This is a genomic window from Actinacidiphila yanglinensis (assembly GCF_900107965.1).
GTDB lineage: Bacteria > Actinomycetota > Actinomycetes > Streptomycetales > Streptomycetaceae > Actinacidiphila > Actinacidiphila yanglinensis.
Genome location: NZ_FNVU01000005.1, coordinates 532,702 through 556,017, shown reverse-complemented (window position 1 = coordinate 556,017; position 23,316 = coordinate 532,702). Strand labels below are relative to the sequence as shown.

17 protein-coding genes are annotated in these 23,316 nt (G+C 71.5%); 5 read left to right on the top strand and 12 right to left on the bottom strand.

Annotation, left to right across the window (positions count from 1 at the left end; translation table 11 throughout):
- The 3 genes from C4U44_RS15055 to C4U44_RS15045 form a co-directional block, all read left to right on the top strand.
- Nucleotides 1–348, top strand: a 348-nt coding sequence (locus C4U44_RS15055; RefSeq protein WP_200823251.1) for a Dyp-type peroxidase, incomplete at its 5' end; no start/stop codon positions are given.
- Between the two features lie 149 nt (nt 349–497).
- Complete coding sequence (locus tag C4U44_RS15050) at nt 498–2,393, top strand: phospholipase C (protein WP_103886257.1); 1,896 nt, start codon at nt 498–500, stop codon at nt 2,391–2,393.
- 124 nt (nt 2,394–2,517) lie between these two features.
- Nucleotides 2,518–3,900 carry a serine hydrolase domain-containing protein gene (locus tag C4U44_RS15045; RefSeq protein ID WP_103886256.1) on the top strand — a complete coding sequence of 461 codons (1,383 nt, stop codon included), beginning with the start codon at nt 2,518–2,520 and terminating at the stop codon, nt 3,898–3,900.
- Between the two features lie 26 nt (nt 3,901–3,926).
- Here the strand turns inward: C4U44_RS15045 and C4U44_RS15040 are convergent, their stop codons facing one another.
- The 6 genes from C4U44_RS15040 to C4U44_RS15015 all read right to left on the bottom strand — a co-directional run bounded on the left by C4U44_RS15040 (nt 3,927) and on the right by C4U44_RS15015 (nt 15,509).
- The gene (locus C4U44_RS15040) at nt 3,927–5,291 is read right to left on the bottom strand and encodes a tetratricopeptide repeat protein (protein ID WP_103886255.1); all 1,365 of its coding nucleotides are present in this window, start codon (nt 5,289–5,291) and stop codon (nt 3,927–3,929) included.
- A 251-nt stretch (nt 5,292–5,542) separates the two neighbouring features.
- Nucleotides 5,543–7,489: a YncE family protein gene (locus C4U44_RS15035; RefSeq protein ID WP_103886254.1), complete on the bottom strand. Its 1,947-nt coding sequence runs from the start codon at nt 7,487–7,489 to the stop codon at nt 5,543–5,545.
- 253 nt (nt 7,490–7,742) lie between these two features.
- Entirely contained in the window at nt 7,743–11,672 is a 3,930-nt protein-coding gene (locus C4U44_RS15030; protein ID WP_200823250.1) for a glycoside hydrolase family 3 C-terminal domain-containing protein, read from the bottom strand.
- A 392-nt stretch (nt 11,673–12,064) separates the two neighbouring features.
- On the bottom strand, nt 12,065–12,598 hold the full coding sequence (locus tag C4U44_RS15025; protein WP_103886252.1) for a DUF6000 family protein: 534 nt from the start codon (nt 12,596–12,598) through the stop codon (nt 12,065–12,067).
- A 171-nt stretch (nt 12,599–12,769) separates the two neighbouring features.
- Nucleotides 12,770–14,449, bottom strand: coding sequence for a DUF262 domain-containing protein (locus tag C4U44_RS15020; RefSeq protein WP_103886251.1), 1,680 nt, complete (start codon nt 14,447–14,449; stop codon nt 12,770–12,772).
- Between the two features lie 121 nt (nt 14,450–14,570).
- The gene (locus C4U44_RS15015) at nt 14,571–15,509 is read right to left on the bottom strand and encodes an alpha/beta fold hydrolase (RefSeq protein WP_103886250.1); all 939 of its coding nucleotides are present in this window, start codon (nt 15,507–15,509) and stop codon (nt 14,571–14,573) included.
- Between the two features lie 183 nt (nt 15,510–15,692).
- Between C4U44_RS15015 and C4U44_RS15010 the strand changes: the two genes are divergently transcribed.
- Together C4U44_RS15010 and C4U44_RS15005 are read left to right on the top strand one after the other, a co-directional pair.
- Nucleotides 15,693–16,283, top strand: a complete 591-nt coding sequence (locus tag C4U44_RS15010) for a TetR/AcrR family transcriptional regulator (protein WP_103886249.1) — start codon at nt 15,693–15,695, stop codon at nt 16,281–16,283.
- A 132-nt stretch (nt 16,284–16,415) separates the two neighbouring features.
- Nucleotides 16,416–17,924 carry a DUF4246 domain-containing protein gene (locus C4U44_RS15005; protein WP_103886248.1) on the top strand — a complete coding sequence of 503 codons (1,509 nt, stop codon included), beginning with the start codon at nt 16,416–16,418 and terminating at the stop codon, nt 17,922–17,924.
- A 294-nt stretch (nt 17,925–18,218) separates the two neighbouring features.
- Here C4U44_RS15005 and C4U44_RS15000 read toward each other — a convergent pair whose 3' ends face one another.
- From C4U44_RS15000 to C4U44_RS14975, 6 genes are all read right to left on the bottom strand, one after another.
- Nucleotides 18,219–19,424 (bottom strand): DUF4185 domain-containing protein, encoded by a 1,206-nt coding sequence (locus C4U44_RS15000; protein ID WP_103886247.1) that lies wholly within the window; start codon nt 19,422–19,424, stop codon nt 18,219–18,221.
- 88 nt (nt 19,425–19,512) lie between these two features.
- Complete coding sequence (locus C4U44_RS14995) at nt 19,513–19,842, bottom strand: superantigen-like protein SSL4 (protein WP_103886246.1); 330 nt, start codon at nt 19,840–19,842, stop codon at nt 19,513–19,515.
- Complete coding sequence (locus tag C4U44_RS14990; protein ID WP_103886245.1) at nt 19,842–20,492, bottom strand: vWA domain-containing protein; 651 nt, start codon at nt 20,490–20,492, stop codon at nt 19,842–19,844. Before C4U44_RS14990 ends, C4U44_RS14995 begins: the two co-directional genes overlap by 1 nt.
- 14 nt (nt 20,493–20,506) lie before the next feature.
- Nucleotides 20,507–21,658, bottom strand: a complete 1,152-nt coding sequence (locus C4U44_RS14985; protein WP_103886244.1) for a hypothetical protein — start codon at nt 21,656–21,658, stop codon at nt 20,507–20,509.
- Complete coding sequence (locus tag C4U44_RS14980) at nt 21,655–22,902, bottom strand: protein phosphatase 2C domain-containing protein (RefSeq protein ID WP_103886243.1); 1,248 nt, start codon at nt 22,900–22,902, stop codon at nt 21,655–21,657. Before C4U44_RS14980 ends, C4U44_RS14985 begins: the two co-directional genes overlap by 4 nt.
- A complete protein-coding gene (locus tag C4U44_RS14975; protein ID WP_103886242.1) occupies nt 22,899–23,315 on the bottom strand; it encodes a hypothetical protein in 417 nt (138 codons plus the stop codon). Before C4U44_RS14975 ends, C4U44_RS14980 begins: the two co-directional genes overlap by 4 nt.
- Between the last annotated feature and the right edge of the window lies 1 nt (nt 23,316).

Sequence of the window (23,316 nt, the reverse complement as noted above, 5' to 3'; positions counted from 1 at the left end):
CACGAATTCGACACCCCCCACTTCGCCCAGGACCCCATGGGCGACGTCATCCCCCTCGACAGCCACATCCGCGTCGCCAACCCCCGCACCCCGAAAACCGACGACTCCCGCATCCTGCGCCGCGGCTACAACTACGACCGCGGCATGGACACCGACGGCAACCTCGACATGGGACTCATCTTCATCTGCTACCAGCAGGACCTGGAACGCCAGTTCACCACCGTCCAAAAACGCCTCGCCGGCGAACCCCTCGTCGACTACATCACCCCCTTCGGCGGCGGCTACTTCTTCGCCCTCCCAGGAGTCAAAGACCGCACCGACTGGCTCGGCAGCACCATGCTCGCCTGAGCGGGAGCCGTTCGGTGGATCGGTCTCCGCCGTGACACATACGGCGCGCCGCCATTGTCATGCTCGGTCCAATGGGACGATCATGTACAGCAGGTGAACATTCATCGACGGCACGCCGAAGAGCACCACACTGCGGAGGCTGACCAGGTATGCGTGGGACGACCGGTAGGACCGAAAAACCAGGGTGCTCGCGGCTACGGGCGGCGCGCTGGGGGGCATGGGCGGGATCGGCCGCACTCGTACTGCTCGGCGGCGCCGCGCCCGCCGGGGCCGACACGGGGCACCACGGGGGTGGTGGCGGCAGCAGCACGGCCACTCCGATCAAGCACGTGGTCGTCATCTACGACGAGAACGAGTCGTTCGATCACTACTTCGGCGCGTACCCGGTGGCGGCGAACACCGACGGCACGACGTTCACCGCGTCGAAGAAGACGCCCAAGGACATCGACACCGCCCGCCACGCGGGGCTGCTGACGAAGAACCCCAACCAGTACCCGCCGACCAGGCTGAGCCCGTCGCAGGCCGTCACCTGCGACCAGAACCACAACTACGGCCCCGAGCAGTACGCCGCGAACGGCGGCAAGGCCGACCAGTACGTGCAGAACACCGACTCCGGCAAGTGCTCGGGCGGCCTGTTCTACCAGCCCGGCCTGGTGATGGACTACTACGACGGCAACACCGTCACCGGTCTGTGGAACTACGCCCAGCACTACACGCTCGGCGACAACTCCTTCAGTTCGGCGTACGGCCCGTCCACCCCCGGGGCGATCGAACTCGTCTCGGGTCAGACGCACGGCGTGATCTCGATGGACCCGTCGACGGGCACCGAGAACCCGAAGCAGACCCCCACGCCGGACCCGTACGCGGTCGTCTCGCCGGACGCCAAGGGCGTCGGCACCATGATCAACGACCCGGATCCGGCCTACGACGACTGCGCCGACAACAGCCACTCCAGCACCAACGCGGTGGCGGCACTGACCGGCAAGAACATCGGCGACCTGCTCAACGCCAAGAACGTGACGTGGGGCTGGTTCCAGGGCGGCTTCCGCCCGTCCACCCCGTGGGACGGCAAGCAGGGCGACTACGCCGGTTGCCAGGGCACCACGCACCCCAACGTCGGCGGCGCGGCCTCGGTCGACTACAGCTCGCACCACGCTCCGTTCCAGTACTACAAGTCGACGGCGAACCCCCACCACCTGCCGCCGAAGAACGTGGCGGAGATCGGCCACAACGGCCAGGCGAACCACAACTACGACCTCACCGACTTCTCCGCCGCCCTCTCGGCGGGCCGGCTGCCGGCCGTGAGCTTCCTGAAGGCCGCCTCCTACCAGGACGGCCACGCGGGCTACTCGGACCCGATCGACGAACAGCACTTCCTGGTCAGTGAGATCAATGCCATCCAGTCCTCCCCGCAGTGGCAGGACACCGCGGTCGTGGTGGCGTACGACGACTCCGACGGCTGGTACGACCACGCCTACGCCACCGTGGCCAACGGCTCGAAGGACACCACGGTCGGCTCCAACGGCAAGTCCGTCGACAGCCCCGCGTGCCAGGCCGGCCCGAGCCCGAAGGGCGGCTACGCCGACCGCTGCGGCCCCGGCACCCGCCAGCCGCTGCTGGTCATCTCGCCCTACAGCAAGGTCAACGCGGTCGACCACACCCGCACCGAGCAGGCGTCGATCACCCGGTTCATCGAGGACAACTGGCACGCGGGACGGATCGGCGACGCGTCCTTCGACACCCGGGCGGGCAGCCTGACCGGCGCGTTCGACTTCTCACACCCCAACGACAAGCAGGTGCTGCTGAACAGCGACGGCTCGGTGAAGTCCGTCCGGCAGCTGCACCGTTCGGCCGCCGTGGACGCCGCCGCGAACTCCGCGTCGGCGGGATCGACCGGCGGCGGCTCTGCCGCCACCCAGGACTTCGCCGGGTCCGGGGGCAACTCGGCGGCCCTGCCGCTCGGCATCACCACCGGCGTGCTGCTGATGGGCGGCGGCGCGCTGTACTACGCCCGGCGCCGGCGGCACGGGAGCACCGCGTCCTGAGCCGGGGCACCGTTACCCAGGGGCCGCCCCGCCGCACCGGCGGGGCGGCCCCTCGCCGTTGTCGGGTCCGGCATCGCAACGCCGTTCATCGGCAAGGGAGTTGCGGGTGGACTAGGGTCGGGGCGTGGTCGCGGAAGCGGTGCGGGGAGCGGTCGAGTGGGTGGTGGCGGCGCTTTCGGGTGCCGTGACGGCGCCGGAGGAGGTGGCCGGACGCCTCTCGCCGCGACTGGCCGCGCGGGGGGACCTCACGGGTTTCCTCACCGCCAACCGCCGGTTCGCGGCCTTCCGCGAGCACCAGGCGGTCATCGAGGGCATCGAGACGCCCGGCCCCTGGACCGCGCGGGCCGCGGTCCGCACCGGCCCGCTGCTGTGGGAGCTGGACGTCGCGGTGGAGCCGGAACCGCCGTACCTGATACGGAGTTTCCAGCCGCGCCCGGTACCGCCGGACGCCGTGCCATGGACGCGGATCGCCGCCTCGCTGCGCACGCACGACCGCGTGGAGTCCGCGCTCCCGGCCCCCGCGGCGCGGCGGATCCACGAGCGGCTGCTGCACGCGGTGGAGACCCACCGCATCGTGGGACTGGCCGCCGCCATCGGGGTCGGAGCGGAGACGGTCCACCGTGAAACCCTGGGAGTGGCCGACCTGCAGTCGCGGACGCCGCTCGACGACAAGGCCGTGTTCCGGGTCGGTTCGGTGACCAAGGCCGTCACCGCGCTGGGCGTCCTGCGGCTGGCCGAGACCGGCGCCGTCGACCCGGACGGCCCGATCGACGCCTACGTGGCGAGCCCCGTCCTCGTGCCGCCCGCACCCGGTGGCCGGACCCCGACCGTCGCCGAACTGCTGCTGCACCGCGGGGGCCTGCCCAAGGACCTCGCCGTCAGCCGCGCCCCGCTGCTCGCCGGCACCCCCCTGGCGCAGGTGGCGCCGCGGATCGACATGGCCTGGCCGGCCGGTGAGCGGCCGGAGTACTCCAACGTCGGGTACGCGATCCTGGGCGCGCTCATCGAGGCGGTCTCGGGCGACGCGTACGCCGACTTCTGCTCCCGGGAGGTGCTGCCCCGCTTCGGAATGACCTCTGCCTGCGTGCAGCGCCCCGGCGTCGCCGCACCCGCGACCGTCACCGGCCACCGGGTCGCCGCCGGTCACGTGTCACCGGCCCCGCCCGCCGTGGCGCCGTACCCGGCCGCCGGCGGCATGACCGCCGGTGTGGACGACCTCCTCGCGCTGGCCGGAGCGTTCGGCCGGGCCACCGACCCCCTCGTGCGCACCGCTCTGGCCATGGCGGTGCCGGCCGGGCCGGGGACGCGGTTCGCCCCCGGCGTCGCGCTCCTGGACCGCCCGGCAGGGACCCTGGTGTGGCGTGCCGGAGCCACCGATGGCTTCACCGCGGAGGTCCTCGCCACCGTCGACGGCTCCGTGCGCGTGGTCCTGGCGGCCGCGAAGTCACCCCCCGACGGCCTGCGCGCGGTGGGGTTGGACCTGATCGGCCGGCTGGCTGCCGCCTGAACGGGGCAACCCCGCTCGTCCCGGCGTCAGTTGAAGCGGGAGCTCGGCACCGGACCCGTCGCGCGGACCCGGTCGCGGGGGCCCTGGAGCCAGGTGCCGGCAACGGCCGCGACGAAGGACGCGAACGCGGTGTCCGGGTCGGACGGGGTGGCTCCGTCACCGGAGCCGGCCTCGGGGCTCGCCGCCACGATCTCCGCGGCCAGCTCCGGCTCCGGCCGGGTGTCGGCCGGAAGGCGGTCCACGCCGGAGCCGCCGACGCGGCCGCGCAGCTGCTCCCCCCACGGCGGCATGGCCGTCTGCGCCAGCAGGCCCACCGAGTCGGCGGTGACGGGCGGGGTGTTCGTCCAGCAACTGGCGTGCTCGTGGAGGATCTGGCCGGGGGTACGGGAGATGAGCGCCCGCACCGCCTCGACGCCCGCTTCGGGTGCCTCCGGTGCCAGCAGCTCCTTCAGGTCGTAGGCCACGACGAGGGTCTCCTCGCGCGCCGGCTCGAAGGGCACGGCCGGCAGGCCCAGCAGCTCGGCCGCGGCCAGGCCGAGGACACGGCTGCCGCGGTCCGGGAGCAGCGAGACGGTCGCGGGCCGCTGCCCGCTCGCCTCCAGGGCCATGCGCAGCCGCTCGATTCCGGTGCGGCAGGCGGCGTAGGAGTCCTGCAGGTACGCGTAGCGGCCGCGCATCCCGGCGTCGAAGCCGTAGGGCGAGAGGTGGCCGAGCAGCGAACCGCGGAGCACGTACTGCCAGCCGCGCAGGTCGGTTCCGTCCAGCGGTGCCGCGTCCGCGGCGCGCACCACGGCGGCGCGGGCCATGACCCGGCCCAGGCGCGCGTGCACCGGCCGCCACATCTCCTCGGAGGGGGCGGCGAGTCGGGCGAACTGCTGCTCCGCCAGGTCCAGCCGGCCGGAGGTGGCAGCGTTGAAGACCAGCAGGTAGCGGTCCGGCCAGTCGTCCAGCGAGTCCGCGTGCGGCAGCAGCAGGTCCACGGCCTCGCCGTGGCGGTCCTGGTCCTCGTAGGCGGCGACGAGTTCGCGGCGGGGGCCGGCGGCCTGCGGGTGGGTCCGGACCACCTCGCGCAGCGCGGGGATCGCCAGGTGTCCGACGCCCCGCTCGATGCAGGTGTAGCCGAAGTCGTAGAGGGCGCGCCCGTCCTGCGGGTCCCCGACGACCTTGGCCGCCGCGTCGCGCAGGTCGTCGAAGCCCGCCGCCTCCGCGGCCCGCCCGGTCACCCGGGCGATCTCACCGAGCGGTGCGCTCTCGGCGCAGGCACGCAGCCGGCGCAGCGCACCGGGCACGTCCCCTGCGTCGAGCTGCGCCCAGGCTTCGGCTGTCTCGGGTGTACTGAAGGCGGGTGGGGCGGACCGGGCGGACGAACGGCGATCACGTCGCGAGAACATGTGACCGAGCGTCGCAGAGGCGTCCGGCGTCGGGCAATCGAATACCGTGCCGCTGCCGCCGCTTCGGCGGAGGGCGCGGCCCTCCGCCGATGCGCGCCTTGCTCCAGCGGCCCGTTCGCCCCTTGCCTGAAGGGGAGTTCAGCCGCAGGCGGCCGGGACCACCTGAAGTCCGGTTGTGCGGGCCTCCCTGGGGAACGGCCGCCGGGCGCGGTGATGCGCCGCCCGGAGGCCGTCCCGTTCCGCCGGTGGGGTCAGCTGGTGAAGTCCATGTACTTCCAGCTGCCGTACGTGGTGGCGTTCACGTTGTCGCCGGAGCTGTTCGCGACGTAGACGGCGCGGATCCGGGCGCGAAGGGTCCTGCCCGGAGCTCCCAGGTTCACCGCCACCTTGCCGTCGGAGGCGAGCGCGAAGTACTCGGAGTCGGAGGTGTACCAGGCGCCGCCGGAGTAGACCTGCAGGTCGAGCCGCGCCTTGCGGCCCTTGTGGGAGTTCATGGTGGTGGTGAGGACCGGCGCGGTCTTCTTGTGGTAGTACGCGTAGGTGGTGGACCCGATCTTCCCGGTCCTGTACTGCTTCGAGAGCGCCGACGAGACGTGGGCATAGGTGTACTCGTGGGTGGTGACCGTCTTCGGTGCGGTGCGGTCGTCGCCCGCGTAGACGGCGCTGAACGTCCAGTTGCGGTACAGGGTCACCGACACCGAAAGGTTGCCGGAGGAGTTGACCGTGCCGCTCTTCAGGAGCCGCTTGCCCTGGTCGGTGCCGTACGGGTCCCCGTAGATCGCCACCGTACGGTTCTTGTACTCCGAGCCGAGGTGGACGGTGTAGGTGGTCTTCGTGCCGTAGCTGAAGTGCTTGCCGTTGTTGCCGACGGTCAGCTTGGGCGCGGTGCGGGAGACCGCGACCTTGGCCGAGGTGCCGGCGGCGGTGTGCGTGGCGTCCCCCGCGTACGCGACCGTGTAGGTCACCGTGCCACCGGCCGGCGGGGTGTCGGGGAAGCTGAACGTGCCGCCGGAGCCGGTGGTGACCGTGGCCAGCGCCTTGCCCTTCGGGCTGTCCAGGTCGGTACGGGTCACCTTCAGCTTGACGCCGGCCGGGAGCGGCACCGTCGCGCTGATCCTGCCGGTGACGGTGAGCTTCTTGGCGCGGGGCGCGCTCGTGGGGGCCTTCACCGACACCGTCGGTACGTTGAGCGTCGGGTCGGTGAGGACCTTGAGGGTCCAGCTGGTCGGCGTGCCCATGTTGCCGTTGGAGGCTCCTTCGAGGGCATACACCCGCGAGTCGTCCGGGGCCCAGACGGCGTCGACCGTCTGGGCGTTGGTGGCGTAGGAGTGGATCGGCTGGGTGCCGTCGGGCCGGTAGATCCGCACGGTGCCGCTCTCGACCTGCGCGACCATGCCGTCGGCGGAGACGTCGCCGGTCTCCGCGGCGGTGTTGGGGTACGCCCCGGTCTGGGTCCAGCTGTTCTGGGTGTAGCTCATGCGGTACGTGCCGTCGAGCAGCAACCCGCCGCCGGGGATGAGGTCGACGTCCTCGGCGATCTCCACGGGCCCGCTGTAGGGGGACACCGAGGACACCGTCTGTGGTGTCCCGCTGGAGACGTCGAACACGGTCACCGTGCAGGGCGACGACCCCTCGGTGAGGGCGGTGAGCAGGTTCGGCTCGGCCGGGTTCGCGCTCAGGGCCTCCGGGTTCCAGAGCAGGAACTTCGGGGCCTGACCCAGTGTCACGGTGCCGGCGGAGTCGATGGAGCCCAGACTGGCGTCCCACTGGTCACCGTAGCTGAACCAGAGTCTGTCCCCCGCGAAGGCCACGTACGTCGGCCCCTTGGTGGTGTCGACCGGGTAGCGCGCCTCGACGGCGAGGGTGGCCGCGTCGATGGCCACGATCTCGTGCGAGGTGGACGCGGCGGCGTACAGGGTCGAACCGTCGGTGGAGACGGCCAGCCCGGTGACCCCGGGGATGCCGGTGAGCGCACCGAGTTTCGTGCCGTTCCGGTCGGCGGCGTAGACGGTGCCGGCGGTGGTGTCGCCGACGAAGACCCGGTCCAGCGGGCCGTCGGCGACGACGCCGCCGTCCGAGGTGACGGTGACGGCGGGAGCCGACGTCGCCGACGCGGGTGCCGCGACGCCGAAGCCGAGCGCCACCGAACCGAGCAGGACCGCGGTGGCGGTCGCTATGGATGAACTGCGCGTACGCACAGGTGTGAGCCCCCCAAGGCTGAATGAAAGAAAGCAGGTGGAGCCCGGCGCGTCTGTCGGTCGGCCGCGGATGCCTCCCCCGGCACAGCGGCCACCGCGCAGCTCGGGCTGCGGCCCGGATTCTATGGCACGGTGCCGACACCCGGCGCCGGTTTTCCCACCCCACGCCTCCGGGCAACGACGTGCGAAGGGCCCCGCTGCGGGCAGCGGGGCCCTTCGGCCGTTCAGACCTCCGTGGAGGCGCCGCGCCTGCTCACCCCTGCGTCACCGTCCACACGAAGGTGGCCGTACCGGAGACTCCCCGGCTGTCCGTGGCCGTCACCGTCACCGTGTACGTGCCGGTGGTGCTGCCGGTGCCGGAGACCGTGCCGTTCGACGTGATGCTGATGCCCGGTGGCAGTCCCGTCGCGGTGAAGACCGGGGTCTGCGACGGGTCGGAGTCGACGGCCTGCATCGCGAACGAGGCCGCCTTGCCCTTCGGGCTGCTGTAGCCGAAGGGATTGACCACGCCGACGGTCTCCGCGCCCGGCACGCCCGAGTTCGCGGTGACGTTCGCGCTGACCGCCGTGTTGGCCGGTGAGACGCCCGCGCCCGAGGAGCCCGCGGCGACCTGGCCGGTGAGCGTCTGGGCCAGGCTGGTCGAGCCGGCCAGCGGCAGGTTGTCGGACGCGTCCCCGACCTTGATCGAGTACGTGCCCGCCCTGGCCTCCCACTGGTTGTCCGCCGCCGACCACGAGGCCAGTTGGTGGACGGTCAGCGGGAAGGTGACCGTGGCGCTCTGGCCCGGATCGAGCATGACGCGCTGGAAGCCGGCCAGTTGCTCCGGCGGGTCCGCGCTGGCGGCCGGATCGCCGACGTACAGCTGCGCCACGTCCGCCCCGGCCGCCGACCCGGTGTTGGTGACCGTCGCGGTCGCCGTCGCCCTGCCGTCGGCGTCGAACGCGCCGACGCTGAGGTGGGAGAAGGAGAACGTCGTGTAGGACAGGCCGAATCCGAACGCGAACGCGGGTTTGATGTTCTGCTGCTGGTACCAGCGGTAGCCGATGTCCACGCCCTCGCTGTAGGTCGGGCCGGTCGGGGTGCCGGGCCACTGGGCGGTGGTCTGCGCCGGGACCTGGCTCAGGCTCGCCGGGAAGGTGACCGGCAGCTTCCCGGACGGGTTCGCCGCGCCGAAGATCAGCGCGGCGGTGGCGGCGCCGGTCTCCCCGCCGCCGTACCAGTTCTCGAACACCCCGGCGACGGAGTTGATCCACGGCATGATCACCGGCGAACCGCTGTTGATCACCACGATGGTGTGCGGGTTGGCCGCCGCCACTTGGGTGATCATCGTCTCGTCCGTGCTGGACAGGTTCAGCGAGGTCAGGTCGCTCTCCTCGCCCTCCGGGGCGCTGACGTAGACGAGCGCGTAGGCCGCGGACCGCGCCGCGGCGACGGCCTGCGGGATGTTCGCGGTGCCGTTGTCGTCGCCCGCGGTGTAGGTGACCGTGACGTTGGACCCGACCGCGTTCTGGACGCCGGTCAGCGGCCAGACCGTGTTCGAGCTGTTGACGCCGCCGCTGCCGCCGCCGCCGAGTTCGACGCCGGCCCCGCCGTCGGTGCCGATCACCGCGATCGACTCCTTTCCGGCCGGGTTCGGGTTCAGCGGCAGGGTGCCGTCGTTCTTCAGCAGGACCGTGCCCTCCTCGCCGAGTTGGAGTGCGGTCTGCTGGTGCGCGGCGGTGGTGACGGTCGCGGACAGGGAGCCGCTCGCCGGGTTGTCGAACATGCCGAAGGCGAACATCTGGGTGAGGATCTGGGCCACCCGCGCGTTGACGATCGCCTGGCTCAGCGTGCCGTTGGACAGCGCGGTGGTCACGCTGCTCGCGTTGGAGAACGGCATCGCGATGTTCATGCCGGCCTCGAGGGTCGCGACGGCGTTGCCGGCGCCGCCCCAGTCGGAGGTGACGAAGCCGTCGTAGTTCGCCTGCTCGTCGAGCCCGTTCTCCAGCAGGTCGGCGTTCTGGCAGGAGGAGGCGCTGTTGACCACGGCGTAGGAGCACATCATCGCGGCCGGCGACGACTTGGCGACGGCGGTCTGGAAGGGCGCCAGGTAGAGCTCCTCCAGCGCCTTCTGGCTGACGATCTCGTTGTCACCGCCGTTCGGGTACTGCTCCTGGTCGTAGGCCGCGACGTGCTTGACCATGGCCATCGTGCCCTGGTCCTGCATCCCGGCGACCTCCGCCGAGGTGATCCGGCCGGACTCGAACGGGTCCTCGCCGTAGGTCTCGTAGGTCCGGCCCCAGCGCGGGTCGCGGACCAGGTTGGTGGTCGGGCCGAGCGAGACGGTCGCGCCCTTGCCCGCGAACTCGGCGCCCTTCGCGGCCCCTTCCTGCTGGATCAGCGCCGTGTCGAAGGTCGCGGCGGCGTTCTCCCCGTCGGGGAAGGCCGTCACCCCGCCGTTGCCGTCACCGACGCCGGACGGGCCGTCCTCCATGTTGAGCGGCCGGATGCACAGATCGGGGATGCCGGGCACCTGGCCGATGTAGGAGGAGGTGCCGTCGCCGGAGAGCAGGGAGGCCTCCTCCGACTGGTCCATCGTGTCGAGCACCTGTTGGACCCGCTGGGCGACGGGCGCGGTGGAACCCACCCACGAGCAGGTGCCGTTGCCGCCGTTGCCGTTGCCGCCGGTGACCGGGGCCACCGTGGTCAGGCCGTAGACCTGCAGCTCGAAGACCGAGTAGCCGAACGAGGTGGCGCGGGCCGTGCCGTTCATGCGGACGTAGCGGCCGGTCAGGGAGGCGGGGAAGGTCTGGTTGCCGCCGGTACCGGTGGTGGTGGAGTAGATCGTGGTCCAGGTCGCGTCGTCCGTGGAGACCTGGACCTGGAACGCCTTGGCGTACGCGGCCTCCCACAGGATGCCCACGCTGCAGATCTGCCGCTGGGATCCGAGGTCGACCTCCAGCCACTGCGGGTCGGTGGTCGCGCTGGACCAGCGGCTGCCGGGGTCGCCGTCGGTGGCGTCGATCGCCGGGTAGGCGACGGCGTCCTGGGTCGAGGAGGCGGTGGTCGGTTCGTCCAGGGCGAGGTCCTGGGTGCCGCAGTACTCGGTCGGGCCGGTGCCCCCGGTGCCGCCCGAACCCTGGGTGAACGCCATGTAGTGGAAGTTCCAGCCGTTGGAGTCCTGGTCGAGGGTCAGCGTCTGCTGCCCGGCCGGCAGGGTCACGCTCGCGGTGACCGTCGTCCAGGTCTCGTAGCCACCGGTGTTCGGGACGTTCACCGCGCCGGACAGGTTGGTACCCGAGGAGTCGGCGAGGTGCAGCGCGTCCGCGACCGCGTACGGCGAGGACACCCGCAAACTGACCGTGTAGACACCGGCGGTGGCCACTTGGACGGTGTACGTGAACCACTGCCCGGGCGTGATCCAGCCCATGTCGTACGCCCCGCCGGGCGCACCGGTGTCCTGGGTGTCGGCGGTGGTCTCGAGGTCCACCCCGTCCGAACGGTAGCTGTTGGCAGTGCCGTTGGCGCCCGTGACGCTGTACGCCGTGCCCTGGCCGCCGGTGTCGTAGTTCGCCGCCTGCACGGTGCCGGGCACGGGTGCGGGCGTGCCGCCGTACGGATGGCCGCCGCCCGAGCCGCCCGAACCGTTCCCCGAGGCCAGGGTGAAGTCCATCGCGTGGAAGTTCCAGCCGTTGGAGTCCTGGTCGAGGGTCAGCGTCTGCTGCCCGGCCGGCAGGGTCACGCTCGCGGTGACCGTCGTCCAGGTCTCGTAGCCCCCGGTGTTCGGGACGGCCACCGCGCCGGACAGGTTGGTACCCGAGGAGTTGGCGAGGTGCAGCGCGTCGGTGATCCCGTACGGCGAGGACACCCGGAAGGCGACGCTGTACGTGCCGGCGGTGGCGACGTCGACCGTGTAGTGGAACCACTGCCCGGCCGTGATCCAGCCCATGTCGTACGCACCGCCGGCCGCGGTGGTGCCCTGGGTGTCCGCCGTGGTCTCGAGGTCCACGCCGTCCGAACGGTAGCTGTTGGCGGTGCCGTTGACGGCGGTGACGCTGTACGCCGCGCCTTGGCCGCCGGTGTCGTAGTTCGCCGCCTGGACCGTGCCGGGCACGGCGGCCGGAGTGCCGCCGAAGGCCGCGCTGCCGGCGGCGTAGGCCGCGGGCGGGCCCCCGACCAGTGACAGGCCGAAGAGGGCGGCCACTACGAGGAGCGCGAGGAGCGTGGGCCGGTGGCGGGGTGGTCGCGGTCTGCGGCGCGCAGCCGCGGGGGCGGGCGGCCGAGGGCGAGAGAGCAACGTCATCGCGTTCCCTTCAGGTGCCTGATCTGTGTCTCGGGCGCTGGCCCGACCGGTGGGGGGCAGGACTGATTCCGCGGGGGTGCTCGCAGCGGCGTTCCGGTGGTGCGGTGAGGGCGTCGGGGCATGGCGAACCGCGCTGCCGGGTACGGCAGTTCGGTACGCCGTGGGTCGTCCCGCCGACCATGGAGAGTGTCCCGCCGCCGGGGCCGGAAGTCTCGGAGAGCGCTCTCCAAGAGTGCGTCAAACTTCTTCCACAGGGGGGTGGGGACGATCGTCGCGTTCCGGGGCTCGGCCCCCTACCGCGTGGGCTTGTGCCGCCGACTCGACCCGGGGGCGTGGGGCCCTTGTTCCTCGAACCGCCGCCCGCTGTCGGGGCTGCCGCTGTTCATGAGGAGGACCAGCTGCTCGAACTCGTGCCGCAGGTCCGTGAGGGACCGCTCTGCCGAGCCGACCCACCGTTCCCAGAGACCGTCGAACCCGAGGAACTCCCGCGCCCGCCGCGTGCCCAGCCGAGCGTCCAGGTGAAGCAGCGCGGCCAGCGTCCAGTACTCGCCCTCGGCCTCGGCTGCCGGGGTGAGCGCCTTGCGCAGGTGGGCCACGAGCAATCGGCCGTCCAATTCGCCACCCAGGCAGGCCAGCGCGAGAGCCGGACCCTGCGGGTCGGCGGCCGGTTCACCGTCGAGGATCCGGATCAGCCGGTCCCGCAGATCGGTGCGGCGCCCGGCGGCGATCAGCCGGCAGGCCGTCGCGGCCTCCCGCCAGCCCCTCGATCGGGGCAGCAGGAAAGCCGTCCCGGTGAAGACGTACTGGTACCGGCCCCGGGCTTTCACGTACTTCCGGCGCAGCCCGATCTCTTGCCTCCGCCGCGGATCCCGGGTGAGCAACTGGTCGGCGAGGTCTGCGCCAGGGTGCGGTCGGGGCCGCCCTGGGCGGCGAGGTTCCGGCCATCTCCATAGCGCGTACACACCCGCCCGACCTGCGATTTCGGCCGACGCACTCGGTCAGAGCTTCCAGGCGCTGCAGAGTTCGTCGAGAAGCGCATCCTGCCTCTTTTGCAGGGTGACCGGAGTCCAGGTCCGAGTGCGGAGCACCTGGGTGGTCAGTGCGAAATTGACCACCCCGAGCTTTCCGGTGAAGTAGCGCTCCTTCTTCGTGCTGAAGTCGTAGTTCTGGGCCTGCGAGTTCTTGTACCGGTTGAGGAGCACGAGGTTGGCCAGCCGGTTGGTCCAGAACTGGCGCTCCTCGTCGGCGAAGTCCGACATCCACTGCGAGCCACGCTTGGGGTTCTGGGGCAGCACGTGCTCGACCGTGATCAAGGGGTGTGCGTAGAGGACGCCGGAACCCTCGACCAGTACTTCGTCCAACCTCAGCAGGATGTACTTGCGCGTTCTGATGTCCAGGTAGACAGGCCCTTCGAGGCGCTCTCGCGTCGCGTTGCGCTCCTCTTCGGTGAGCTGGAGCGACGGCGAGTCCAGGCCGGCGCCGCTGTCCAGGTCACGCAGCAGCTCGGCGTACCTCTGCACTCGCTTGGTCGTGTACATCCGGCGGATGAACATGCTGGCGGACAGGCGCTCCAGCGCTCGTAGGAAGCTGTTGAGCCACTCCGGATCGCTCCCCCGGGTCCGCAGTGCCCACAGCGCGGACGGACGCCAGTCGTTGTTGTCGATCTGGGCCAGGCGCCTGAACCACGCGTTGACCTGGTCGGCGCCCGCGTCTGCGCCGTAGCGGTGATCACGCATCTGGACATAGGCGTTGGCGTAGGGCACCAGTACATCGTCGACGAAGCGCTGCGCCTTGCCGGGCAGGAAATGAGGTTCCAGCACCTGTCGGGGGAACTCCTTGAGCAACTCCGCCTTGGCCCGCTCCTTGGCGTAGATCATGCGCAGATGGAGGAAGAGCTCGGCGAAGTCATCGCGGCCCAGGGCCTGTTCGGCGTCCTCCCACTTGGCGGCGGCAGCATCCGCTGCTCCGCCTTCGCCGAGGTCGCCGATGATCTGGGACTTGAAGATGTCGGCGGGAGTGAGATCGAGTCCGCGCGAGTTCATCACGCTGAAGATCCGGTGGGCGCTGCTGAGATCGGGAGTGCTGACGACCACCAGGAAGGTGCGGACGATCATCATCTGCACGAGTTCCAGCCGCCGCGCGGCCGTCCATCCGGACAGTTCTCCCGCTAGGGCGATGGCGTTGTCACGGATGGCCTTCTGGGCATCGGTCTTCAGTTCGGCTGTCGGAAGGTCGGCCAGCGAGAGCGTGGCACCTTTCGTCTGCACCCGGCTGTGGAAGAAGTCGGCATCCTTGGGCCGCAAGGTCAACCGAGGCTTGGCGGACAGGCCCTTGGAGATCTTGCCGGGTTCGCAGACCGCCGCGTCGAGTTCGGACTGCAGCGCGGGATCTTCGGCCAGGTCCCGCAGCACGGCCAGCAGGATGGTGAGCGTGGTGAGCCGCTGCTGCCCGTCGATCACCTGCGCGACCGAGTCAGACGGCTGCTTCACCAGGACGATCGATCCGAGGAAGTACGGTTCGTCCGCGCCGCCGTCAAGTGCCTCGGTCAGGTCGGACAGCAACTGCTGGGCCTGCTCGACCTCCCATGCGTAGGGCCGCTGGTACTGAGGAATACGGAAGTCGTAGTCGCTGCAGAACACCTTGTCCAGCGGCATTTCGTGGGCTTCGAGCTGCTTCATACATCAATCGTTCCGCGACGTCGGAAGCAGTGTGAGTGGAACGTGGAATCTGCCCGACACATATCGCCGGGCCGCACGCCTCCGCTCGGGCCGAGGGGGAACGCCCTCTTCGGAACCCTCGTTACGCGCCGTCGGCGAAGAAGGCGGTCAGGGCGGCGGTGACGGCTGCGGGCTGCTCGTCGGGGATGAAGTGGCCCGCGTCGGGGACGACGACTCCCGTGGCGTGGGGGGCCCACGGGCTGAGGGAGGCCGCCATGTCCGGGATGGAGCCGTGGCTGCTGGAGATCCCGAGGACGGGCAGGGCCAGGTGTCGGCGCCGGAGCGCCTCGTGGTTCCTGCGCGCGGACTCCGCGGCGTCGCGGTAGTAGGCGAGGGAGGCGCGGAGGCCTCCGTCGGCAGCCACGGACGCCGCGTAGTGGTCGAGTTCGTCGTCGTTAAACGTCTCCGGCGCGAGGGTCTTCGCCTTCAGGAACCAGCCGACGTACTCCCGTTCGCGGCCGGCGAGCAGCGTCTCGGGCAGGTCCGGCACGAGGTGGAACGCGAAGTGCCAGGTCTTCCAGGCGCGTTCCGGGTCGATGGGGATCGCCTCCGGGAGCGTGATGCCGGGGATTCCCGCGTCGAGCAGTGCGACGCCGCGCAGGTCGCTCTCGTGGGCGAGGGCGAGGGAGAAGGCGACCCAGGCGCCGATGTCGTGGCCGGCCAGCCAGTAGGCCTCCGTTCCGAGGGCCCGCACGGCGGCGTGGACGCGGGCGGCGACGGTGTGCGTGTCGTAGCTGCCCTCCGGACGCTCGGAGTGGCCCTGGCCGGGCAGGTCGACCGCGAGGACGTGGAACCGCCCGGCGAGGCCGCGCATCACCTCGTGCCACGACCACCAGGTCTGCGGGAATCCGGCGAGCAGGACGACGGTCGGGCCGGTCGGCAGGCCGCCTTCGACGACGTGCAGGCGGACGCCGTCCGCGTCGACCCAGCGGTGGGCGAATCCGGGGAGGTCGCGCAGGGGCAGCTCGCCGACCGGGTTGCCCTTCCCGGCATTCCGGACATCGGTCGCAGGGTCGGTCACGGGATCCTCCATCGGTGCCAGGTGTGCTGATGCGGTGCGTCACGAGGGCGCGGGCCCTGAGCGCGGCACCCCCGGCGAGGCGCCACACGGGAAGACTAGCGCATCATGGACTGGTTAGTTCAAGATGAAGCCGTCACCCACCGGCCCGTACGATCGGAACACCCCTCGGCAAGGAAGTGCCACGTGGCAGGCAAGAAGCAGTTCGACATGGACACCGCGCTCGATGCGGCGCTGATCCGGTTCTGGCGCTCCGGATACGCCGACACCTCGGTGGACGACCTGTCCCGGGCCACCGGCCTGAACCGCAGCTCCATCTACTCCTCGCTCGGGGACAAGGACACGCTCTTCGTCCGCTGCCTGGACCGCTACGCCACCCGCTACGGCGACAGGTACGACGCCGCCCTGGCGTGCGCGGCCGACGAGCCCCTGACCGCCGTCCGCGCGTTCTTCGACGTCACCCTGGAGCGCATCGCCGATCCCGCGCTGCCGGACGGCTGCCTGGTCGCCCAGTCCGCGATGGCGATCCCGGTGCTGAGCCCGGGCGTCGCGGCGCACGCGAAGGAGACGCTGGGCCTCCAACGGCTGCGGCTGCGCGCCGCATTGACGGCCGGCGGGCTGAACGACCAGCAGGCCGACGCCTTCGCCGTCCATGTGGCCGCCGTGAACCACTCGCTCGCCGTCATGAGCAGAGCCGGGACGAGCGCGGCGGAACTGCGGGCCGTCGTGGGCGTGACGGTGGACGCGCTCGCCCAAGCGCTGGGCGCACACGCATAGTTGCCCAGGTCGCGGTCGGCGCCGGGCGTGTCACCGGGGAGGGCCGTGAAGGCGGCGGGACCACGGCTGTCGTGTCGGTCCGCTGAAGTATCGTTCCCGCCACCGCACACCGACTGGGGGGACCGAGAGAAATTGACCGGCCTGTCTGCCTTTCCGCTGCCTTTCCACGCCTCCCGCTCGCTGTCGTTCGCGACACCCCGGACGCTGCGGGAACTCGAGATGATGCAGTGCAGCGCCCACATCCGGGAGAAGCCGGAGTGGTTCGAGAAGAGGAACGACACCGGTATCGCCGCCCGGTGGACCCAGGAGGCCCTCGCCCAGGGCCTCACCGAGGCGCAGGTGCGGTACGTGCTGGCCGAACTCGGCTACTACGCGGCGCTGCGGGACGGGCGAACCGGCGTCGAGGTGTCCGCCGTCGACGGGGTGTGGCAGTCGGACACGCTGGTCGACGACGAGCTGAGGTCGCGGCTGCGCACGGCGGTGCGGGTGCTGGAAGAGGTCCCCGAGCCGGACCGGGACTGGCATCCCGGATCCGGCGGCCAGGTGCTGGACCTGGTGCACCCCTCGCTGTTCTGCCTGGTGAGAGAGGTCAGCGGCGCCCCGGAGCGGGCCTGGCAGAACCCGACGGACCGCTACTCGTCGTACGAGTTCTCGGAGCGGTTCCAGTGGCTGCCCACGGACGTCGACGTCAACGAGGACGGCGAGGTCGCGTTCCGCTCGTACGTCAACAACGTCCACCCCGAGACCCACCGCGAACTGTCCGCCGTCCTGCCCGAGTTGTTCGCGCGGATGCTCCCGCTGCTGGAGAACGTCCTCACCGATCTGCGCCATCCGCGGCCGCTGCGCATCACGGCCGATCCCTGGGGGTGGTACGACTCGGAGCCGGCGTATCCGGACCGGTCCTCCTACGCCGACGACGCGGCCTACGCCGAAGCCCGGGGCGTATGGGAAGAGGCGCATGAGGCCTGGTGGGACACCCGCCGCCCGGTCGTCCCGGACGCCCCGGCCTTCACCCCGCCCGAGGTGCCCGACGGCTCCGCCCGGGTCGACCTGCGCGGCCGCCGCCTCCAGGTCATCGTCAAGCTCGCCACCATCCACCTCACCCCGGAGCGGCCCGAGTACGCCGGCGGTTCCTGGCACGTCGAGGGGATGGTGAACGAGCGGATCGTCTCGACCGGCATCTACTACTGGGACAGCGAGAACATCACCGAGAGCCGGCTGAGCTTCCGCGCCGCGCTCGACGACCCGGACTACGAGCAGAACGACGACAACGGCCTGCGCGAGGTCTACGGCCTGGAGGACGAGGACGCGCTGAACCAGTCGCTGGGCTCGGCGTCGACCCCGGCGGGCCGCTGCCTGGCCTTCCCGAACATCCTGCAGCACCGCGTCGGCTCGTTCCGCCTCGCCGACCCCACCCGCCCGGGGCACCGCAAGATCCTCGCGTTCTTCCTGGTCGACCCGTCGGAGAACATCGTCTCGACCTCCGACGTGCCGCCGCAGCAGCCGTGGTCCGACACCTCGACCATGACCCTGGAACAGGCCAGGACCTACCGCGAACACCTCATGCGGGAGCGGAAGTTCTTCGTCGACGAGCACAACGAGCAGCTCTACGAACGCGAGTTCTCCCTCTGCGAGCACTGAGCGGCTCCGGGCCCGGAGCGCCCCCCCGGGCCGCGGCCGGTCGCGTCCGCGGCCACCCCGACGCCGCCGTCCGGGTGGCCGCGGGCGAAGGAGCTTCCCGGCGCAGGGACGGCACGCTCCACCAGCGCGCGGAGTGGTATCGCGACAGATACGATCTCTGGTGATACCAACCCGATCCACCCTTCTCCCGCAACGGCGTGAGCGGCTCCGGGCTTCAGGCGGTGTACGGGCCGGCGGAGTTGCCGGCCGGATGGCGCAGGGCCTGAACGTGCGGTCCGCCCCGCCGGGCGGCCGTCACACCACCGAGGTCGGGTTGACCCCGTCGAACTGCCGTACCCAGTACGGCGGGGCGCCCACCGTTCCGTTCCACTGCGAGACGATCAGGGTCAGCGAGGACGCGCTCGCGCTGCCCGGGTGGATGTAACCGCCGTAGAGGTTCGGCACCTGCACGCTGGTGATCTTGGGGACGGGGGTGCTCCAGACCGCGTCCGGGCGGGCGGCGGTACGGGTGAAGATCGCGCCCAGGACCACGTCGAAGCAGCTCATGCAGTAGGTGTCGCCGATCCGCTTGACCGAGAACTCGCCGGTGTTGTTGCCGGAGAGGATCACCGACGGCGGCGTCGCGGAGCCGGTCCACTGCCAGGAGCCGTTCAGGTAGGCCCAGTTCTGCTGCGCGCCGAAGTTCCCGGCGCGGAAGTCGTCGGGCCGGATCCGGAACAGCTGGATCGCGCCGCCGTCGGCCGAGTTCCGGTGCGTGCCGTTCCAGCGCTTGGAGAAGATGTACAGCCAGCCGTCGGGGTCGATGCCCGCGAACGACCACATGCCGTACATCGACTGGTTGATGCCCCGGTGGTCGCCGTCCCAGTGGTAGTCGTAGTCGGTCCAGGTCACGCCGTAGTCGTCGGAGTACGCGACCCCCGACATCAGCGAACCGTCGTGCCCGTCCACCCACGGCGGGTCGTCCGGCCCTCCCCACGTGTACACCGAGGTGTACTGGATGTAGGTGCGGCCGCCGAACTCGATGCAGTCGTTGGGGATCCGGCTGATCTCGAAGCCGTACCCGTTGTCCGCCCGGTGCGCGTAGCCGAACAGCTGGCCCGCCGCGCCGCCGGTCGGCATCGCCCAGGTGAAGGAGATCGGCGAGGCACCGGACGCGTCGAAGGAGTCCTGGTTCAGCATCACCGGCGAGCCGATGTACGGCTCCCCCTGCTGGATGTGGGTCCACGCGTCGCCGAAGACGTAGCCCCAGGTGTTGTCGTGTTCCCGGTGGTACGGGATGCCGAGGTCGCCGGAGCCCAGGCCCTGCGCGCTCGCCGAGTCGCCGGGCTCGTCGCACAGCGGGGTGCCGTTCTGCCCCGCGGCCTGTGCGGGCGCGGCGCCCAGCAGGCCGGCGCCTGCGACGGTGGCGCCGAGGCCCAGTCCCAGGCCCGACCTGAGCACCGTGCGCCGGCTCGGGCGGGAGGCGGGAGAGGGAGGAGGGGTACGAGAGGGGTCGGACATGTGTGGGGTCCTCCGGACGTGGTCTGTTGCGGGGGCGTGGTCGGTGTGTCGGGCCGGGGTCGGTGGTTCGGGGGCGTGGCGCCCGGCCCTACCGCCACCTCAGCGGATTCCGGGGCACGTCGGCCAGGGTGGTCGGGCTCGGCGGAGAGGTCCGTACGGTCGGCGTCGGGGGTGACGGCACCTCCGGGGCACGGGAGTGCGGGGTGGGGTGCGCGCCGGGGTGGGGGCTCGTGTGGGTCGGCCGCACCGTCGTCGCCGGCGGCGAGCCGCTTCCGCTCCCGTCCGCGGCGGACCCGCGGAGGTTGCCCGTCGCCTCGACCGCGGCGCCGCAGGTGAGCAGCACCGCGGCCAGCACGGTCAGTCCGACGGAGGCGCGCAGCGAACGGGACGTCGTGGAACGCGGGTCGGCGGCGCTCATCAGTCGACGTACTCCTGGGCGACCGGGACGTACTCGAAACCCTTGACGTCGGTGTCGATCAGCATCGTGCCGGTCTGCGACGAGGCGATCAGGGTGTTGAGCAGGCCGGAGATCGCCGAGCTCAGCGCCGACTCGGTGTCCGAACCGTCGGCGATGAACAGTGCCTTGGTCGCGACCTGTTCCAGCACGTTCCGTTTCGCGCCGCCGAAGCCGTAGGCGATCACGTGCGGGTGGCGGGGCCAGTCCCTGTCCACCAGCGTGCGGAAGGAGTTCTGCCACTGCGCGTCGGTCGGGCCGCCGTCGGTCAGGAAGAAGACCGTCGGCCGCAGCACGCTGAGGTGCTGCGACCTCAGCTCGTGGACGTCCTGTTCGATGCACTGCCGCACCCGGTCGAAGGTCTTGCCGTACTCCGTGCGGCCGCCGCAGATCACCTCGGGCATGGCCGGTACCTGCTCCATGTCCGACATCGGGATCACCACGTGCACGTCGGTGGAGAAGGCGATCACGCAGATGCGGGCGAACTCCGAGACGCGGGGGTTCATCGCGAGGTTGTAGTGCAGGCGGGAGAGGGTGGCGTTGAGCACCGCTTCGTGCGGCTTCATCGACGAGGACGCGTCGATCACCACGTAGGTGGGCAGGCAGACGGACATGGTGCACCTCTGGGCTAGTGGCTGGCAGCGAGGATGAAGATCACGATCATGGCGACGACGACGAGCGCGAGGATCCATCCGTCGTACGAAGGGGTCGGCGCCTGCTGCTTCTTCTCGGCGGTCGGCGGCGCGACCGGCGCGGTCTTCTCGGGGTCCGTGACGAGGGCGGTGCGAGGCCGCGGGTTCGTGACGGGCAGCAGGGGCAGCGCGGCGCGCGGCGGACGGGGCATGGCCCGCAGGTAGGGCCCCCCGTCCAGCGCCTGGTGGAGCTGGGCGGCCGAGGGGCGCCGCTCCCGGTCCGTGGCGAGCAGCGTGTCGAGCAGTACTTCGCAGACGGCGGACTGGTTCGGCCAGGGGGACGCGGCGACGGCGTGGAAGGCGTCCGCGTCGCGCAGGCCCGTCATGCATTTGGCGACCAGCAGACCGAGCCGGTAGCGGTCGGTGTACGTGTCCGCGTCGGTGCCCTGCGGCGTGAGCGGGTCGTCCCAGTTCGGCTGGTGGACGTCGGGCATCTTCGCGGGCTGGCAGCCGTCGACGTCGATGAGGTAGACGGAGTGCCGGTCCGGGCTCCAGAAGGCGTTGGAGAACGACCAGTCCGAGTAGACCAGGCCCAGGTCCGCGATGACCGCGGCGAGTTCGGCGAGACGCCGGCAGGCGGCCAGCCGGCCGTCGAAGCCCGGGGGCGGCAGTCCGATCCGCCGGATCGACGCGTCGGGCTTCGCCAGCCAGTCGATCTCCACGAAGCGGCGCTCGCCGAACCCGCCGCGCCGCAGCTCGGCGCGGTAGTGCTCGGGCGCCATCGGGACCACGCAGCCGACGGCCGGGTTGCCGGGCGCATGGATCCGGGCCGCGGGCCAGCACGTCCCGGCGTGCAGCACCGCACGATCCGCCTCCGGGAGCGTGCCCGGAGCCGCGATCAGCAGGTCCAGCCGGGCGGCGTCCTCGGCGTGCCGGCCGGGCCGGTAGAGCTTCGCCAGCCAGCCCGGGTGGTCCGCCAGCGGACGCACCGCGATGGCCTGGCCGTTGCGTTCGGAGATCGGCTCGGCGAGCGGTCCGAGATCGTCGAGACGCACGGCCGGCGGCAGCGTCCAGCCGCGCGGATCGGCCGCCGGGGCGCCGTTGCCGGCCCCGGCACCGGCTCCTTCGACGCGCGGGGGGTTCGTCATGACCGGCCCCCGTTCCACACCACGACCGCGGTGCGGTCGTCAAGACACTGCGGCGCGTCGAAGCCGACGTCGGCGACGAACCGCGTCGCCGGGACCGGCGAGCGCCAGGTCTGCGCGAAGTACTCGTTGACGGAGCTCGCCGGGTCCGCCCACGCGTCGCCGATCCCGTCCGTGACCAGGGCCAGGGCGGCACCGGGCGGCAGCGTGACGAAGTGGTCCCTCGCCAGTTGCGGCGTGTCCGGCAGCCGCCCCGCCACCTCGTTCGAGATCACCGCGGCCGCGCGGTCCTTGGGATCGCCGGAGGAGAACAGCCACAGCGGGTCGCGCGGATCGAGCGTCCAGGCCGAACTGTCGCCGAGCCACGCGACCCACGCCCCCGCGACGCCGTCCGCGTCCGGCTCGCCGACCACCGCGGTGATCAGCACGGTGGCCACGTCCGAGGTGGCGACGCCGCGCCCGGTCGCCTGCGCGGCGACCGATTCGGCGATCCGCCCGTACAGGCCCTTGGCGTCGAGCCCGTCGAAGCCCGCGGTCGCGAGCTGCTCGCGCAGCAGGGTGACGGCCTGGCTGGAGGCCGTGGTGGCGCCGGCATCGGACCACGCCGCGCTGGACAGGCCGTCGGCCACGGCCACGATCGCGTACCGGCTGTCCCGGCTCCGCCCGATCCGGTAGGAGTCCTGCCGCGGCTCGGCGGGCCGGGCGCAGCGGTGGCCGGGTCCGATGACGGAGGCCGCGCGGAGGGTGAGGGCACCGACGGTGGCCTCGTCGGCCGCGATCCCGTTCTGCACGGTGCGCTCGGGCAGCAGCCAGGGGTAGCCCTGGGCGCGGGCGCCGTCGCCGAAGCGGGGAACGCTGAGGTCGGTGGGCCGCTCGCGCAACAAGGGCCGGAGCCGGGCGGGCCGGGCCTGCGGCGCCGGTCCGGTGACGTAACGGCAGACCGGAGCCGCGGCGGGGGGCTGGGGCTCCTGCGCGAGCCGGTCCCGCTGCCGGGCGAGCGTCGCGGCGGCCTGGGAGCCCAGCGCGGCGGCCGTGCCGACGACGCCGACCGCGGCGAGGGCGAACGCGTCCACCACCCGGCCGTACTGCCGATGCGGCGTGCTGACCTCGATGAACGCCCCGATGACGACGGCCGCGAGCAGCACCGCCCGCACCCATCCGTCCATGAGACCGCCGTCCCGGTTCTCGTACCGGCTGTCCTCCCGGCTCTCGTACCGGCCGTCGTACCGGCCGTCCTCCCGGCTCACGGCCGTTCCCCGGGCTCGCGGGATTTCGGACCGGCGGCGAAGTGCTGACTCCCGTGCTGCACCGCGAAAACCTCCCCTGCATCGGCGGCGGAATTGACCTGGATCGCGATGTCCGGCCTTTCCGGGACGCGCAGCGACGCAAGCGCCGTGACGTCCTCGGCGAGAGCCGGATTCCGGTCGAGCAGAGAGGACAGTGCCTCGGTCCAGTACGCCACCGCCGTGCCGTCGACCGCTCCCCTCGCGGCGGTCGACGGCCGGTCCAGTGCGGCGGACAGCTCCCGTTGGCGCCCGCCGCGCGCACCCGCGAGGACCCGGCTCATCAGCCTTTTCGCCTCGGTCCACAGATCGGTGCCCATCGCGGAGACCAGAGCGGTGGCCCCGGTCGCGGCCAGCTCGGCGAGTTCCTCGTTCATC

What these genes read in the sequence shown, in the direction of transcription:
- C4U44_RS14995 (WP_103886246.1), bottom strand. Translation starts at nt 19,842, where the DNA reads ATGAGCGCCGCCGACCCGCGTTCCACGACGTCCCGTTCGCTGCGCGCC.
- C4U44_RS14975 (WP_103886242.1), bottom strand. Translation starts at nt 23,315, where the DNA reads ATGAACGAGGAACTCGCCGAGCTGGCCGCGACCGGGGCCACCGCTCTG.
- C4U44_RS15000 (WP_103886247.1), bottom strand. Translation starts at nt 19,424, where the DNA reads ATGTCCGACCCCTCTCGTACCCCTCCTCCCTCTCCCGCCTCCCGCCCG.
- C4U44_RS15040 (WP_103886255.1), bottom strand. Translation starts at nt 5,291, where the DNA reads ATGTTCTCGCGACGTGATCGCCGTTCGTCCGCCCGGTCCGCCCCACCC.
- C4U44_RS14990 (WP_103886245.1), bottom strand. Translation starts at nt 20,492, where the DNA reads ATGTCCGTCTGCCTGCCCACCTACGTGGTGATCGACGCGTCCTCGTCG.
- C4U44_RS14985 (WP_103886244.1), bottom strand. Translation starts at nt 21,658, where the DNA reads ATGACGAACCCCCCGCGCGTCGAAGGAGCCGGTGCCGGGGCCGGCAAC.
- C4U44_RS15020 (WP_103886251.1), bottom strand. Translation starts at nt 14,449, where the DNA reads ATGAAGCAGCTCGAAGCCCACGAAATGCCGCTGGACAAGGTGTTCTGC.
- C4U44_RS15050 (WP_103886257.1), top strand. Translation starts at nt 498, where the DNA reads ATGCGTGGGACGACCGGTAGGACCGAAAAACCAGGGTGCTCGCGGCTA.